Here is a 15,001-nt window from a genome sequence, read left to right on the forward strand (position 1 = left end):
ATACAAGCCCATCCAAAGCATGCGCTTCTGTTGCTTAACAGATGAATAGTAAAACGTTTTCTCGCTACCTTTCCCACTGAATCTCTTCTCTTTTAAACTAAGTTTATAGGGAAGAAGTTCAAAACATATAAAACGATCAGGAAGGAGTCTCTTTTTATGTACAAGTTTGGATTTATCGGAGCAGGATCTATGGCGGAAGCTATTATATCCGGATTGATCAACGGGAACAAGTGCCGGAGAGAAGAGATCGTTGTGACAAACCGTTCCAATGAAAAGCGGCTCGAGGAGCTGCAAAAAACATACGGCGTCACGATGACAAAAGATAAAAAGCATCTGTTTGACAACACAAAAACGATTTTTTTCGCGATGAAGCCGAAGGACGTTGACGAGGCAGTAAAAACAGTCCGCGAATACGCAACAGAAAACCATCTTGTTATTTCCATGCTTGCAGGCGTTTCAACGAAAGCAATTGAAACATTATTCAACAAACGTATTCCCGTCATTCGAGCAATGCCGAATACGTCCGCTACCATCAGACAATCAGCAACCGCCTTGGCACAAGGACAATATGCAACGGATGGTGACCTGTCAGCAGCTGTTGAACTGTTTCAATTGATCGGAACAGTCGAAATTGTTGAAGAAGACAAGCTCGATGCCGTCACAGGACTGGCAGGAAGCGGACCAGCCTATATTTATTACATAGTAGAAGCAATGGAAAAAGCAGCAGAAGAAATCGGTTTAGAAAAGTCCATGGCGCGCTCCCTCATTGTTCAAACACTTTATGGGGCAGCATTAATGTTAAAAACGTCTGACAAAGAGCCGTCTACTCTAAGAAAAGAAATAATGAGCCCAGGCGGCACAACTGAAGCCGGCTTAAGCGTCCTAAACAATCATCACGTAGATGAAGCTATTATAAGCTGTGTGAAACGGGCAGTCGAACGGTCAAAAGAATTAAACAGCGCTTTGGAGGAAAAACTGGTGAACGAACAATAATTTGAAATCGGACTCGGGTTCAGCGAGCAATACTGAACCCCTTTTTATATTTACCAAGCAGATCATATGACAAAAATAATCATAATTGCTAAAATTTTAAAGGAAATATTTAGGGAGGCGAATAAAAGATGAAAGACCGTTTATTATTTTCTCCATTTACGATTAAAGATGTCACATTGAAAAATCGAATTGTCATGTCGCCGATGTGCATGTACTCCGCCGCAAATAAAAAAGGATTTCTTGAAGATTTTCATTTCACACATTACATTTCAAGAGCGGTAGGACAGGTGGGCCTCATCATTCTTGAAGCAACAGCTGTTACGCCGGAAGGCAGAATTTCTGAATTGGACCTCGGTATATGGGAAGATGACCATATTATAAAATTGGCTGAACTTGTGCAGCAAATCAAATCATACGGAGCGAAAACAGGCATCCAGCTTGCTCATGCAGGAAGAAAGTCAAATGTGAGCGGAGACATATTCGCCCCATCTTCAATTCCTTTTGATCAAAACAGCCGTACACCGAAAGAACTGACAAAAGAACAAATAAAAGAAACGGTTGAAAAATTTCAATTAGGAGCAAAACGAGCTAAGGACGCAGGCTTTGATATCATCGAAATCCATGCTGCCCACGGTTATCTCATTAACGAATTTTTATCTCCGCTATCAAACAAACGAAATGATGAGTATGGCGGAAGCTTAGAGAACCGCTACCTGTTTTTAAAAGAGGTTATCCAAGCCGTAAGGAAAGTGTGGGAAGGCCCGTTGTTTGTCCGTGTTTCCGCCAGTGACTATGTTGAAGGCGGATCGACGATAAATGATTACGTACAAATTGCTAAATGGCTGAAAGAGGATGGTGTCGATTTGATTGATGTCAGCTCAGGAGGGCTTGTCCCGGCAAATATAGATGTTTATCCCGGGTACCAAGTGCCATTTAGCGAAAAAATCAGACAGGAAGCAAACATCAAAACAGGGGCAGTCGGCTTAATTACTTCACCTTTGCAGGCGGAAGAGATTTTAAAAAACAACCGGGCGGATCTTATTTTTGTCGCCCGCGAATTATTGAGAAATCCATATTGGCCTTACCATGCAGCTAATGAACTAAACGCAAAAATTGAATCGCCGACACAATATGAACGCGGATGGCGCGTATAAAAGAAGAAGCTGTCTCAAAAAAGCCTTTTGAGGCAGCTTTTGTTTGCATATTGCATTTTCCAAAGCATACAGTGAGTGTTGAATCAACATATAATTCTTTCATTGCCGCAACCGAAAAAATTTTGAAAGTTCAGAGATTCTGCAAGAATCATGTCGACGATTTTTTTGCCCGATTATAGGACTAAATATACCTGTAGACGATTCTTTTATTCTATGTAAAAAAGGCGGCGAAAGTTTCATTTTTGGCATCCCCATACCATTTTCTACTTTTTAGGAATTGGGACACATAAAAAATCATGGGCAAGGCTTGCTTCAGGAAATACAGCCCTTGCTTCAGCCAGAAGCATTTGACAATCCTTTTCGCCTTGATATCGCGAGCTAATATGCGTCAGCCATAACGTTTTTGCGTTTGCCTCTAAAGCAATTTGCGCTGCTTGAACTGTTGTCGAATGAAAATAATTGTAGGCCAAAAGCTCTTCATCCTTTGCAAATGTCGCCTCATGCACTAAAACATCCGCATCCTTTGATAATTCGACGCTTTGCTTGCAATATCTTGTATCACCCAAAATCGAAACAATCCGTCCTTTTTTGACAGGACCTAAAAAATCTTTTCCATTCAAAACTCTTCCATCAGCAAGTTGGACTGTTTCGCCATTTTTTAATTTTTTGTATATAGGTCCTGGTTTTACTCCAATTTCTTTTAATCGATCCGCTAAAAGTGTTCCGGGCAGATCCTTCTCTATAATCCGATAACCGAATGAAGGGATGCCGTGCTCCAATTTCTTTACCTTAACGATGAATTGATCATCCTCAAAAACGGTTTCATCGTCAAATATTTCTTTTGTAATAAGCGGATATTTAAGATGAGTAAAGCTTAACTTCAAAGTTTGTTCCACAAATTCTTTAATGCCGGGAGGACCGTAAATTACGAGCGGGCTCTCGGCGCCATGAAAGGATCTTGTTCCTAACAAACCGGGAAGTCCGTATATATGATCACCATGCAAATGCGTAATAAAAATTTTTTCAATTTTTGCCGGTTTGATGTTCGTATATAAAATCCGGTGCTGTGTCGCCTCGCCGCAATCAAACAGCCAAATAGAACCGCGTTCTTCAAGCAATTCAAGCGCAATGGAAGACACATTTCGATGTTTGGCCGGCAGACCAGCACCTGTTCCTAAAAAATAAAGATTCAACGTTCGCTCCTCCAAATGTCTTTTTATCTGTTATTATAATACATTCATTCAATATTTAGCAGAAAAATCAGCAAATATTATTTGCGTTACAGTACGTTTACCTTTAAAATTAAATATTTGAACGGGTACATTTTTAGCAAAATTTATAGCAAAACGATAAAGTGAGGTACGTTCAGTGAATACAATCCAGTTACCAAAAGCAATCATCATTATATTCGGAGCAACAGGAGATTTAGCAAAACGGAAATTATTCCCATCCATTTACCGTTTATATCAAAGCGGTAAGATCAGCGAAGAATTCGCGGTCGTTGGCGTAGCAAGAAGACCATGGACGAACGAAACGTTCAGGGAAAATGTTAAAGATTCCGTTGAAAATGCAGTTTCCGTCAACAGCGATCTAACATCCTTTACTTCGCATTTTTATTATCATCCGTTTGATGTATCGAACCAGTCTTCGTATCACAGCTTAAAAAGCTTACTTTCCGACTTGGATGAAAAATATCAAACGGAAGGGAACCGAGTCTTTTACTTGGCGATGGCGCCTGAATTTTTCGGAATCATCGCTAACAATTTAAAAGAGCACGGTTTAAAAGATACAAACGGATGGACAAGACTTGTCATTGAAAAGCCGTTCGGCCATGACCTAGCTTCCGCCCAAAAATTAAACGATGAAATCCGCGCCGCATTCGATGAAGAGCAAATTTACCGAATCGACCACTATTTAGGAAAAGAAATGGTGCAAAATATTGAAGTCATTCGATTTGCCAATGCGCTTTTTGAACATTTATGGAATAACCGTTTTATTTCCAATATTCAAATTACTTCAAGCGAATCACTCGGCGTGGAAGACCGGGGCAACTATTATGAAACATCCGGTGCGCTCAGAGATATGGTGCAAAACCATATGCTGCAGATGGTGGCCCTGCTTGCGATGGAACCGCCAATTAAATTAACGACTGACGAAATTCGTTCCGAAAAAATTAAAGTGCTTCGTGCTTTACGGCCAATTCAGGAAAATGAAGTCGACAGCTATTTTGTAAGAGGCCAATATACAAAGGGAATAATTAATGGAAAAGAGGTTATCGGCTACCGAGAAGAAACAAATGTAGATCCCGATTCCAATACAGAAACGTTTGTGGCCGGAAAGATTTTGATTGACAATTACCGTTGGGCAGGCGTTCCTTTTTACATTCGCACAGGAAAGCGGATGAAAGAAAAATCAACAAAAATTGTTGTCGAATTTAAAGACATTCCAATGAACCTTTACTTTAAAAAGGAAAGCGACCGCGTTCCAAACTTGCTTGTCATCCATATCCAGCCTGATGAAGGGATTACGCTTCATCTCAATGCCAAAAAAGCGGGAGTAAGCTCAGAGGCTACACCAATTAAGCTTTCTTACAACAATAACGGCATCGACGGCATGAACACTCCGGAGGCATATGAAAGATTGCTATATGATTGCATGCAAGGCGATGCCACGAATTTTACCCACTGGGATGAAGTCGCCTTATCATGGACATATGTTGATCCGATTTCAAATGCATGGTCCCGTAAAAAAGCGGCCTTCCCTAACTATGAGGCAGGCTCGATGGGTCCTAAAGAAGCGGATGAACTTCTTGCCAAAGACGGCTTCCATTGGTGGCCGATCTAATGACATTTTTCAATTTAAAAGTGTTGCCTTATTAAAACACCCCTTGTACAAATAGGGGTGTTTTATCATATTGATGCTTTAATGATTAATAACGAATATCAAACTTTTGAAAGCCTTCCACTTCATCATGTTCCGTTAATTGTATATTTTCAACTTTTGAAAAAGGACTACCTTTTTGAATAGAGGCAAGAAAGTTCTGTAAATTTTGCTCCTCTCCTTCTGCAACGATTTCAACCGTTCCGTCCATCCTGTTTCGAACCCAACCGGAAATTTGGTGCTCGACCGCTTTTGATTGCGTAAAATATCGAAACCCCACTCCTTGCACACGTCCTGAAACAATGATATGGTATTGCTTCATTTTTTCACTCCTTTCATAAATATTCTTCATTTCTATCTTAATTTATTTTTTACCGAATTTAGATATAAACGAAACGGTTTGTGAAAGAATTAATCAAAAAAGTGATAGTTAAAAAATATATCCAATAGAGGCTGTCTAAAAAGTCAAATCCTCATTGAAAAATATCAATCTATCAACATTTCTAAAACATTAAAAGAGCGTCTATAAGCCGAAAAACGACTTATTAAACATCCCCATCCAAATTATAGAAAGTAAAGTTCATAGGGGGGAATTTACACAATAATTTGGACTTGACCAAAGAATTTTGCAAGTTAAAAAGATAGAAAATCAATATAAGATGGAAAAAATCCAATCACAACTAACGCCAACCGAATGAAAAATATTAGAGTTCATAGATAATACGTGAAATTGCAGATGAAATGTTCATTTCCATCCGAACGGTCAAAAACCATGTCAACAACATTTAAAAAAATGGAAGAAAAAAGCAGCAAAAAAAAATTAGGCTTATTTAAGAGGTAAGTTTAGTTATCGAACTTCTTAATTGTTTCTGGAGTTACCTATAGGCTTTTTTTATTTATGTGATTTTATATTTAACTCAGCTTTCGCAGTCCAAAATCTTGTTTAAATGCTTGATGTAAATGGTTTTGGGAAGTACAAAATTATCATTTGACATTTTTTAAAACATAAAGAAAGACACCTATTCTTTTGGTAAAATATTGGTGACGAAACCAAATCCAAAAGAAAGGTGTCACCACTATGATAACGAATAAAGACTACTTTGCGCAATTACCAAAAGAAATTAAACTTGGCTGGACCGATAGTTTGTAAGCGTCAAATAAAACCCACATTCCGATCATAGGTCATCCGTGTGATAATCTTCTTAGAATGATTCGGGAGGTTTTGCCATGACCCTAAAAGAAAAAAGAATAGAATGGAAAGCACGATATGATGCCTGGAAAGAGAGTGGACAGAGTATAGCGGAGTGGTGCCGGGATCAAGGAATCAAAACTCACCAAATGTACTATTGGGTGAGGCAGTTCTCCCGCGGTGGCAGTTGCACTGAAACGCCTGTCCAGACGCAGTGGCTGGCTGTTCAGGTAGAAGAATCCTTGCCCTCTTCAGGTCAAGGTCCGATCTTTTTACACGTTGATGCGATCTCCGTTGAAGTACGGCCCGGTGCCAATCTGGATCTATTAACCGATGTGATTCGGGTGCTGCAACACCAATGTTGATGAATTCCCCGTTTGAACGTGTCTATCTGGCGCGTGGCAGTACGGATCTTCGCAAATCGATTGACGGACTGGCCGCTATTGTACAGGAATGCTTTGAACTCGATCCCTTCTCTCCGTGCTTATTCGTGTTTTGTAACCGGAAACGGGACAAGTTAAAGATCCTTCAATGGGAACATAACGGCTTCTGGCTTCATTATCGCCGTCTGGAAAAAGGAACGTTCCACTGGCCGTCGGAGAATGATACAGCGCCCATGTCTATCAGTTCACGCCAGCTGCGCTGGCTGCTGGACGGCTTGCCAATCGAACAAAAACAAGCGCATCAGGAAGTGAAGGCACGCATCCTTCTATAAAACAAATAAATAAAAAAAGAATTCGATACTAGGCAAGTTGGATTCTTTTCCGTATACTGGACATATGGAAAAATCAGCGCAGACTTCAAAAGGCACAATTGAATATTACAAAGCGCTCAACGAAAAGCTCCAAATGGAAAAGGAAGAGTTGGAAGCGAAATTAAAATGGTATGAGGAACAATTCCGCCTCAGCCAGCAACGCCGATTCGGAGCTTCCAGCGAGAAGACCCATCCGGACCAGCTCTCCCTTTTCAACGAAGCCGAGTCCACGGCTGATCCAGCTATGGAAGAGCCTACCGTTGAGACGATGACATATAGACGCAAGAAACAACACGGCCAACGCAAACACATGCTTGAAAACCTGCCTACAGAGACGATCGAATACCGTTTGTCTGATGAGGAACAGGTCTGTTCGTGCTGTGGCGGTGCCATGCATGAAATGAGCACAGAAGTACGCAAGGAATTGAAAGTCATTCCTGCCCAAGTGAAAGTAGTCGAACATGTGCGTCATGTATATAGCTGCCGTCACTGTGAGCGTCATGAACTGAACACACCTATTGTGACAGCGAAGATGCCGGAACCTGTTTTCCCTGGAAGCCTAGCGTCTCCGTCGTCAATGGCTTATACCATGACACAAAAATACATAGAAGGTATGCCCCTGTATCGCCAGGAGAAACAACTGGAACGCTTTGGCGTGTCCATACCTCGGCAAACGCTGGCCAATTGGACAATTTATGGGGCTCAAACTTGGCTTAGTCTCATTTACGATGAGATGCATGAGCACCTCCTACAGAAGGATCGTCTGCATGCGGATGAGACAACCTTGCAGGTCCTGTCTGAACCGGACCGGCCAGCGACATCGACTTCCTACATATGGCTTTATCGTACCGGTCGCGGGGATACACCAATCGTCTTATACGATTACCAGCAAACCCGTGCAGGCAAGCACCCACGCCGTTTTTTGGACGGCTTCCGGGGATATTTGCATGTGGACGGGTATGCGGGTTATAACGTCCTCCCCGATGTGAAATTGGTCGGGTGCTGGGCCCATGCCCGCCGCAAATTCACAGAAGCCCTGCAGGCACTGCCTGAATCGGCGAGCACTTCCACCGTCAAAGCAAAGGAAGGTCTGGCCTATTGCAATAAACTTTTTGAAATTGAGCGCAAGCTTAAAGATGCAAGTCCAGAGGAGCGCTATCAAGCACGGCTGGAGCACAGCAAACCCGTGCTTGAGGCTTTTTTGTCATGGCTTAAAGAGCAAATGCCGCGCGTACTGCCAAAAAGCGCACTTGGCAAAGCGATCAAGTATTGTCGTAACCAATGGGAGCGGTTGGAGGCATTTTTAGAGGACGGCCGTTTGGAGATCGATAATAATCGCGGGGAACGGTCAATTAAACCTTTTGTGATCGGTCGCAAAAACTGGCTCTTCAGTAATACATCAAAAGGAGCAAGGTCTAGTGCGATCATCTATAGTGTTGTGGAGACAGCCAAGGAAAACGAGTTGGATCCATTCAACTACCTTAGCTATCTGTTTCAAGAGCTTCCCAATATAGATACGACAGATAAAACAAAATTAGCTGAATTCCTGCCATGGTCACCGACGCTTCCGCAGGAATGCCGTGTTCCTAAAAAATCTAAATAAAGCATACATGAAATCCCCATCTGAATACAGGTGGGGATTACTTTACGCTTACGATAGTTTTACTTTTATTCCCGTTGATTTTGCTCTTCTAAGTTCACCGAAAAAGGAAAATCGCCTGCAAGAAATCAATACCAATATTGATAAACGAACATCTGGCTATAAGCGTCGCCAGGAAGCTCTGAAATCAAAACCGGACGTGGCTTCAGCTTTACTTGATCATGCGCTTGAAAAAGGGATTATAGCTGACTATGTTCTCATGGATTCCTGGTTTACACAAGCGCCTTTAATTGAGAAGATTACGAACAAAGGGTTATTTGTCATTGGCTTGGTGAAGCAATTAAAGCAGCGATACGTTTACAATGGTGAACGTTTCACACTGAATCAACTTTACAAATTGGCAAAACCTCACATGGGTAAAAAAGACATTTGCGGATCCGTTTATGCTACTTTAGACAATGGAATTCCAGTAAAAATTCTATTTGTACGAAACCGTAATAAACGGAGCGAATGGCTTGCCATTCTCAGCACAGATACAACATTAGAAAATGAAGAGATCATTCGTATTTACGGCATGCGTTGGGACATTGAAGTCTTCTTCAAATGCAATAAATCCCTTTTAAATTTAGAGAAAGAATTCCAGGGACGTTCCTACGACATGTTAATTAGCCATACAACCATTGTTTTTACACGATATATTCTCATTGCTTGGCAAATGCGAAAAGAGGAGGATCCTAAGACGATTGGCAACCTTTTTTACATCCTTTGCGAAGATGTAAAAGACATAGATTTTATTACTGCCCTTCAATCACTTATTGACCTTTTCCAAACTTTGGCGGAAGCCGAGGTTTCTTTGAACATGGACATCTTTAAAAATCAAATGAATAAATGGTTGGCCACTATACCTAATTATATCAAGCAATGCTTAAATATTTCTGTGTGCGAAAGTTGAGTTCGTTAATAAATAGCATAATTTTAAATACATGTCTTATCATACTCGCTTACACAAGTTTAGATCGGTTTTCTCGTGAATAAGGATGAATCATGTGATATTTTAAGAGTACTAAATTTTAAAAGCCGCTTTTAGTGCACCCTTTATAATAAACTGCATAACTTCATCCTGATGCCATATTAGAAAAGATCACGTCACATAATGTATTCTTCATCAAATACGTAACCTCCTAAAAATGTAAAAGCCAAATAGACGAATAAAGAAAAAATGGTGAAAAGGAGCGGCTTTTTCCAGCTTAAATTCGCCATTCTTTTCAATAGAATAAAAAGAGCAAAAAGACCTGAGAGTAAAAACGGATTGGCTACAATGAAAAAAATATTCGAAGTATCTCGGAACATAAACAATTGCCAAATAATCGATAGCGCTAAAAAAGAAGTGAAAATAAGATAAACTCTATAAAATAAAGAAAATTGTAAAGGAATTCTAAATAGAAATTTTACGAAAAAATGAGTAATGGAAGCTCCTACAAATAATTGCATTATGACTGATAATATAATAAACACGAGGACAATTCCGAAAATTGCATAAGCCGGCGCCCCTTCTTTTTTCAGCATGATTGGAATATTTTCCGCCTCTGAGCCCATCGATATATAGATGGACAGAATGATCGAAATGAACGACAATGTAAAAGCAATAAAAAACAATACATAGCTGGAAAATTTATTATCCTTTATCCATTGGATCATTTTTTATCACTCATCTCGCTTTTTAGCAAATGAATTATAAGTCTAGTTTTATATCTTAATGGAATATATAACCTTTATTTGAATTTATAGTAATTTATGTTGAAATTTTTATCAAGAAAAATTTTGTATTTTCCTTTTTCAAAATGAAAAATAGCAGAACGGTGCTCACGAGAAAGGAATCATGGCGAAATGAAAAAGCATCGGTTAAAACCGATGCTTTTTATCGTTATTTATTCAGCCAATCTGTATGGAAGATGCCTTCTTTGTCAACGCGCTGATACGTATGAGCGCCGAAATAATCGCGCTGTGCTTGAATTAAGTTTGCCGGCAATGTTTCAGTGCGGTAGCTGTCATAATAAGCAAGAGCGGCAGAGAAGCACGGCACTGGAATTCCTCTTTCGATGGCAATCGCAATAACTTGTCGTAAAGCTCCCTGATAGCTTTCAACAATTTCTTTAAAATAAGGGTCCAACAGTAGGTTTGGAAGATCAGGGTCGCGATCATAAGCGTCTTTGATTTTTTGCAAAAACGCTGCGCGGATGATGCAGCCGCCGCGGAAGATCATGGCAATATCGCCGTATTTTAAATTCCAATTATACTCTTCGCTTGCTGCTTTCATTTGCGCAAACCCTTGAGCATAAGAACAAATTTTGCTCATGTACAGCGCTTTGCGAACGGCTTCAATGAGTTCTTCCTTGCTTCCTTCATAAGGCCGTACATTCGGTCCGCTCAACAGTTTGCTTGCTTTAACACGCTCTTCCTTCATGGCGGAAATAAAACGGGCAAATACCGATTCAGTAATGATCGGAAGAGGGATTCCTAAATCGAGCGCGTCTTGGCTTGTCCATTTTCCTGTTCCTTTTTGCCCGGCGGTGTCAAGAATGACATCGACAAGCGGTTTTCCTGTTTCTTCATCGATTTTTGTGAAAATATCTGCTGTAATTTCAATTAAATAGCTGTCGAGCTCTCCTTTATTCCATTCAGCAAACACTTCATGAAGCTCTTGAGCATTTAACCCTAGAACATGTTTTAAAATGAAGTAAGCTTCGGAAATTAATTGCATATCTCCGTATTCAATGCCGTTATGCACCATTTTTACGTAATGTCCTGCTCCATCTGGACCAATGTAGGTGGTGCACGGCTCACCATTTACCTTAGCGGCGATCGCTTCAAAAATTGGACGCACAAGCTCATGAGCCTCTTTTTGTCCTCCCGGCATGATGGAAGGGCCTTTTAAAGCTCCTTCTTCCCCGCCGGAAACCCCTGTGCCAATAAAATGGATGCCGCGTTCAGCGAGCTGTTTGCTGCGGCGTTGAGTATCTTTATAATATGTATTTCCGCCGTCAATTAAAATATCTCCTTCATCGAGATATGGAAGAAGCTGTTCAATAGTTGCATCAGTCGCAGCACCCGCTTTAACCATCAGTAAAATTTTTCGAGGCTTTTCAAGAGAATTGACAAATTCCTCTATACTATACGTTCCGACGATTTTTTTTCCTGCTGCTTCTTTTAGCATTTCGTCTGTTTTTTCTGAAGAACGGTTGTAGACAGAAACGCTGTAGCCTCTGCTTTCAATATTCAATGCTAAATTTTTTCCCATTACTGCTAATCCGATAACACCTATTTGCTGTTTTGACATATGAATACGTCCCTTTCTATTTCGAATAACTATTCTACAGAACTGAAAATACCATAATTAATAGATTGTTTTCAAGTCAAAGCCATATACAAAGTACAGGCTTAAAAAACTTATTTAAAGAAAAAATCTTTCCCGAAGCTCGAGCCGAAAGAATCAATCTCTTTATGCATGCTCAGTCCTTTTTTGATAATTCCTTCTCCATATTTTTCAGACAATTTTTCTATCGCCTGATGGAGCGGTTCATTTTTCGCTTCTTCTTCAAAAGTAAATAGATCAAGCTGTTTAAAAGCATTTTTTTTGTGCATCACATCCTGCCCTGTTATGCCGAGCAGGCGCACAGGCTCGTTTTTCCACAGCTTTTGAAAAACAATCAAAGCATGCTGGAAAATTGTTCTTTCATCATCGGTTGGGTTTTCTAATTTCATACTTTTTGTTACAGTCGTCCGGTCTTTATAGCGAAGCATCACTGCAACTTTTGTCGCTACCGCCTCTTTTTTCTTCAATCGGAGACTTACCGATTTCGCCAAACTTTTTAGGGCATTCTTTAACTCTTCTTCATTTGTTTCATCTTCGGGCAGCGTCATCTGATTTCCGACGCTTTTAAAATCATAAACGGACGATGGATCAACCGGGCGATGGTCAATGCCGTTTGCTTTTTCTTTTAACCTTAATCCATTAATACCAATTATTTTTTCTAGTTGAACGTCGTTTCCTCTTGCAAGGTCACCGATTGTCCGAATTCCGATCTTCTTTAATTTTTCAGCTGTTTTCGCCCCTACGCCATGCATCTCTTCTACATCAAGAGGCCACAATTTCTCTTTAATATCCCTCTTCCTTAAAACCGTTATGCCTAAAGGCTTTTTCATATCAGAAGCTGTTTTAGCCAAAAATTTATTCGGGGCAATTCCGATGCTGGACGGCAGCTCCAACTCATCAAGAAGCCGCTGTTGAATTTCTTTTGCCAGATCGAGCGGATGTCTTGCGACGTCTGTGACATCCATATATCCTTCGTCTATAGAAACCGGCTCTACAATCGGTGTGTATGAACATAAAATCGCAAACATTGCTTTCGATGCTTTTCGATAACGATCAAAACGGGGCTTTTTGACAATTAAATTCGGGCAAAGCTTCTTTGCCTCCCATACTGGCATGGTCGTCTTTACCCCAAACGCTCTAGCTTCATAGCTGCAAGTCACAACAATTCCTTTCCTCTCCTCCGGGTTGCCGGCTATCGCAAGCGGCAGCCCTTTTAACGACGGATCAAAGGCAGCCTCAACAGATGCGTAAAAACTATTCATATCAATATGCAAAATAACGCGGCTCATACACATCACCCAATATCATTGTACCATACATAAATAAAAGAGGCTCCCTTGTTCTTTTGAATGGGCGGACAGAGCTGAATGAAGCTGGCATTTCTTGCTGCCTGCTATGCAAATGCTTTAAAAATAAAGGAAAGGGGGTGTCTAATAAGTCGTTTTTACGGCTTATTGACACCCCCATTAATGTTTTAGAAACGTTGATATATCGGTGTTTATGATTTTTTATTTTCAATGGCGATTGGACTTTCTAGACAGCCCCGGGATTTCAAAATATAATTTTAAGGTAAATTCGTCGCTCCCATTAAGAAGCGATCCACTTCCTTTGCGGCACCTCTTCCCTCATGAATCGCCCAGACAATCAAGCTCTGTCCTCTTCTTGCGTCACCTGCGGCAAATACGCCTTCTACATTTGTTGTAAATTTGCCGTACGGAGCGTTCACTTTCCGGTTTACCGTTTCAACGCCAAATTGCTTCAGAACAGGCTGTTCCGGCCCTTCAAAGCCGATTGCGATAAAGACTAAATCGCACGGCCATACTTTTTCTGTGCCGGGTATTTCTTTAAACACCGCATTGCCGTTTTCATCAAATGATTTTTCCATTTGAATCGTATGCAATTCTTTTACATTGCCATTTTCATCGCCGACAATTTTCTTTGTTTGGATGCAAAATTGACGAGGATCCTGTCCGAATTTGCTTTTGGCTTCCTCATATGCATAATCTAACGTAAAGACCAGCGGAGCTTGAGGCCATGGATTGCCTTCCGCCCGCTCCTTCGGCAAGGCTGGATGTTTACCAAATTGCACAACGCTTTTACACTTTTGCCGCAATGCTGTCGCTACACAGTCAGCACCTGTATCACCGCCGCCAATGACGATGACATGCTTATCTTTTGCATCAATAAACTTTTTGTCTGCAAAATTAGAATTGAGCAGGCTTTTCGTCGTTTCTGTTAAATAATCCATCGCAAAGTGCACGCCGTTTAATTCTCTTCCTTCAATCACAAGATCACGCTGCTTTTGCGCTCCTGTGCATAAAACAACAGCATCATATTGGGAGCGAAGCTCATCAGCGGTGATGTCTTTGCCTACTTCCGTATTAGTTATAAACGTAATTCCTTCTTCTTCTAAAAGACGCACTCTTCTTTCAACAATTTCCTTCTCAAGCTTCATATTCGGAATACCGTACATTAATAACCCGCCGATTCGATCAGCCCGCTCATAAACCGTAACGGAATGTCCCGCTTGGTTCAATTGATCCGCACATGCCAGACCGGCAGGACCTGACCCAACAATAGCGACTTTTTTACCTGTGCGCTTTTCAGGAATTCTCGGCTGAACCCATCCTTCGTCAAAGCCCTTATCGATTATTGCGCGCTCGATGCCTTTAATGGCAACAGCAGGATCTGAAATCGCAACCGTACAAGATCCTTCACACGGTGCAGGGCAAACCCTTCCGGTAAATTCAGGAAAATTATTTGTTTTTAAAAGACGGTCCAGCGCTTCCTTCCATTTACCTCTATAAACAAGATCATTCCATTCAGGGATTAAATTATGAATCGGACAACCTGATGTTAAGCCGTTGATCTCCATTCCCATATGACAGAAAGGAGTCCCGCAGTCCATGCAGCGGGCACCTTGTCTGGCAAGTGTTTCATTTGAAAACGGGAATGAATATTCCTTCCAATCATCAAGGCGGGAAAGCGGATCACGTTTTTTCTCTTCTTCTCGTACATACTCCATAAAACCTGTTGCTTTTCCCACGAGTCTCCCCCT

The 15,001-nt window shown here is 40.9% G+C and carries 13 protein-coding genes and 1 pseudogene; 8 read left to right on the forward strand and 6 right to left on the reverse strand.

Features of this window, described 5'->3' with window-relative positions; genetic code table 11:
- Positions 1-156: 156 nt before the first annotated feature.
- Together proC and namA are read left to right on the forward strand one after the other, a co-directional pair.
- Positions 157-993 (forward strand): pyrroline-5-carboxylate reductase, encoded by an 837-nt coding sequence (proC, locus tag NST97_RS06425; protein WP_063388161.1) that lies wholly within the window; start codon positions 157-159, stop codon positions 991-993.
- Positions 994-1,121: 128 nt separating this feature from the next.
- A complete protein-coding gene (namA, locus tag NST97_RS06430) occupies positions 1,122-2,147 on the forward strand; it encodes an NADPH dehydrogenase NamA (RefSeq protein WP_341343047.1) in 1,026 nt (341 codons plus the stop codon).
- 263 nt (positions 2,148-2,410) lie between these two features.
- Here the strand turns inward: namA and rnz are convergent, their stop codons facing one another.
- On the reverse strand, positions 2,411-3,340 hold the full coding sequence (gene rnz / locus NST97_RS06435; protein ID WP_094246177.1) for a ribonuclease Z: 930 nt from the start codon (positions 3,338-3,340) through the stop codon (positions 2,411-2,413).
- A 175-nt stretch (positions 3,341-3,515) separates the two neighbouring features.
- On the opposite strand from rnz, the gene zwf reads away from it, so the two are divergent.
- On the forward strand, positions 3,516-4,991 hold the full coding sequence (gene zwf / locus NST97_RS06440) for a glucose-6-phosphate dehydrogenase (protein ID WP_341343048.1): 1,476 nt from the start codon (positions 3,516-3,518) through the stop codon (positions 4,989-4,991).
- Between the two features lie 85 nt (positions 4,992-5,076).
- On the opposite strand, the gene NST97_RS06445 is transcribed toward zwf, so the two are convergent.
- Positions 5,077-5,349 carry an acylphosphatase gene (locus NST97_RS06445; protein ID WP_066247639.1) on the reverse strand — a complete coding sequence of 91 codons (273 nt, stop codon included), beginning with the start codon at positions 5,347-5,349 and terminating at the stop codon, positions 5,077-5,079.
- A gap of 398 nt (positions 5,350-5,747) precedes the next feature.
- Here NST97_RS06445 and NST97_RS19220 point away from each other — a divergent pair, with 398 nt between their 5' ends.
- The 5 genes and pseudogenes from NST97_RS19220 to NST97_RS06465 form a co-directional block, all read left to right on the forward strand.
- Positions 5,748-5,816 carry a LuxR C-terminal-related transcriptional regulator gene (locus NST97_RS19220; RefSeq protein WP_412674568.1) on the forward strand — a complete coding sequence of 23 codons (69 nt, stop codon included), beginning with the start codon at positions 5,748-5,750 and terminating at the stop codon, positions 5,814-5,816.
- Positions 5,817-6,254: 438 nt separating this feature from the next.
- Positions 6,255-6,581, forward strand: coding sequence for an IS66 family insertion sequence element accessory protein TnpA (gene tnpA / locus NST97_RS06450; protein WP_327848417.1), 327 nt, complete (start codon positions 6,255-6,257; stop codon positions 6,579-6,581).
- On the forward strand, positions 6,575-6,931 hold the full coding sequence (gene tnpB, locus NST97_RS06455; protein ID WP_048622526.1) for an IS66 family insertion sequence element accessory protein TnpB: 357 nt from the start codon (positions 6,575-6,577) through the stop codon (positions 6,929-6,931). The genes tnpA and tnpB overlap by 7 nt, the downstream gene beginning before the upstream one ends.
- Before the next feature lie 64 nt (positions 6,932-6,995).
- Positions 6,996-8,573 (forward strand): IS66 family transposase, encoded by a 1,578-nt coding sequence (gene tnpC / locus NST97_RS06460; RefSeq protein ID WP_445684581.1) that lies wholly within the window; start codon positions 6,996-6,998, stop codon positions 8,571-8,573.
- Between the two features lie 52 nt (positions 8,574-8,625).
- A pseudogene (locus NST97_RS06465) lies at positions 8,626-9,522 on the forward strand (IS4 family transposase); the annotation flags it as partial.
- 194 nt (positions 9,523-9,716) lie between these two features.
- Here NST97_RS06465 and NST97_RS06470 read toward each other — a convergent pair.
- The 4 genes from NST97_RS06470 to NST97_RS06485 all read right to left on the reverse strand — a co-directional run bounded on the left by NST97_RS06470 (position 9,717) and on the right by NST97_RS06485 (position 14,989).
- Positions 9,717-10,268 (reverse strand): hypothetical protein, encoded by a 552-nt coding sequence (locus NST97_RS06470; protein ID WP_094246183.1) that lies wholly within the window; start codon positions 10,266-10,268, stop codon positions 9,717-9,719.
- 226 nt (positions 10,269-10,494) lie between these two features.
- Positions 10,495-11,907, reverse strand: a complete 1,413-nt coding sequence (gene gndA, locus NST97_RS06475; RefSeq protein WP_063388147.1) for an NADP-dependent phosphogluconate dehydrogenase — start codon at positions 11,905-11,907, stop codon at positions 10,495-10,497.
- A gap of 110 nt (positions 11,908-12,017) precedes the next feature.
- Entirely contained in the window at positions 12,018-13,238 is a 1,221-nt protein-coding gene (locus NST97_RS06480) for a DNA polymerase IV (RefSeq protein WP_144596814.1), read from the reverse strand.
- A gap of 269 nt (positions 13,239-13,507) precedes the next feature.
- Entirely contained in the window at positions 13,508-14,989 is a 1,482-nt protein-coding gene (locus tag NST97_RS06485) for a glutamate synthase subunit beta (protein WP_341343050.1), read from the reverse strand.
- Positions 14,990-15,001: the final 12 nt, after the last annotated feature.

Source organism: Aeribacillus sp. FSL K6-1305 (genome assembly GCF_038050115.1).
GTDB classification, from domain to species: domain Bacteria; phylum Bacillota; class Bacilli; order Bacillales; family Aeribacillaceae; genus Aeribacillus; species Aeribacillus composti.

Excerpts from the sequence above, each read along its gene's own strand:
- proC (WP_063388161.1), top strand. The coding sequence starts at position 157 with ATGTACAAGTTTGGATTTATCGGAGCAGGATCTATGGCGGAAGCTATT.
- namA (WP_341343047.1), top strand. The coding sequence starts at position 1,122 with ATGAAAGACCGTTTATTATTTTCTCCATTTACGATTAAAGATGTCACA.
- NST97_RS06445 (WP_066247639.1), bottom strand. The coding sequence starts at position 5,349 with ATGAAGCAATACCATATCATTGTTTCAGGACGTGTGCAAGGAGTGGGG.
- tnpA (WP_327848417.1), top strand. The coding sequence starts at position 6,255 with ATGACCCTAAAAGAAAAAAGAATAGAATGGAAAGCACGATATGATGCC.
- tnpB (WP_048622526.1), top strand. The coding sequence starts at position 6,575 with ATGTTGATGAATTCCCCGTTTGAACGTGTCTATCTGGCGCGTGGCAGT.
- tnpC (WP_445684581.1), top strand. The coding sequence starts at position 6,996 with ATGGAAAAATCAGCGCAGACTTCAAAAGGCACAATTGAATATTACAAA.
- NST97_RS06470 (WP_094246183.1), bottom strand. The coding sequence starts at position 10,268 with ATGATCCAATGGATAAAGGATAATAAATTTTCCAGCTATGTATTGTTT.
- gndA (WP_063388147.1), bottom strand. The coding sequence starts at position 11,907 with ATGTCAAAACAGCAAATAGGTGTTATCGGATTAGCAGTAATGGGAAAA.
- NST97_RS06480 (WP_144596814.1), bottom strand. The coding sequence starts at position 13,238 with ATGTGTATGAGCCGCGTTATTTTGCATATTGATATGAATAGTTTTTAC.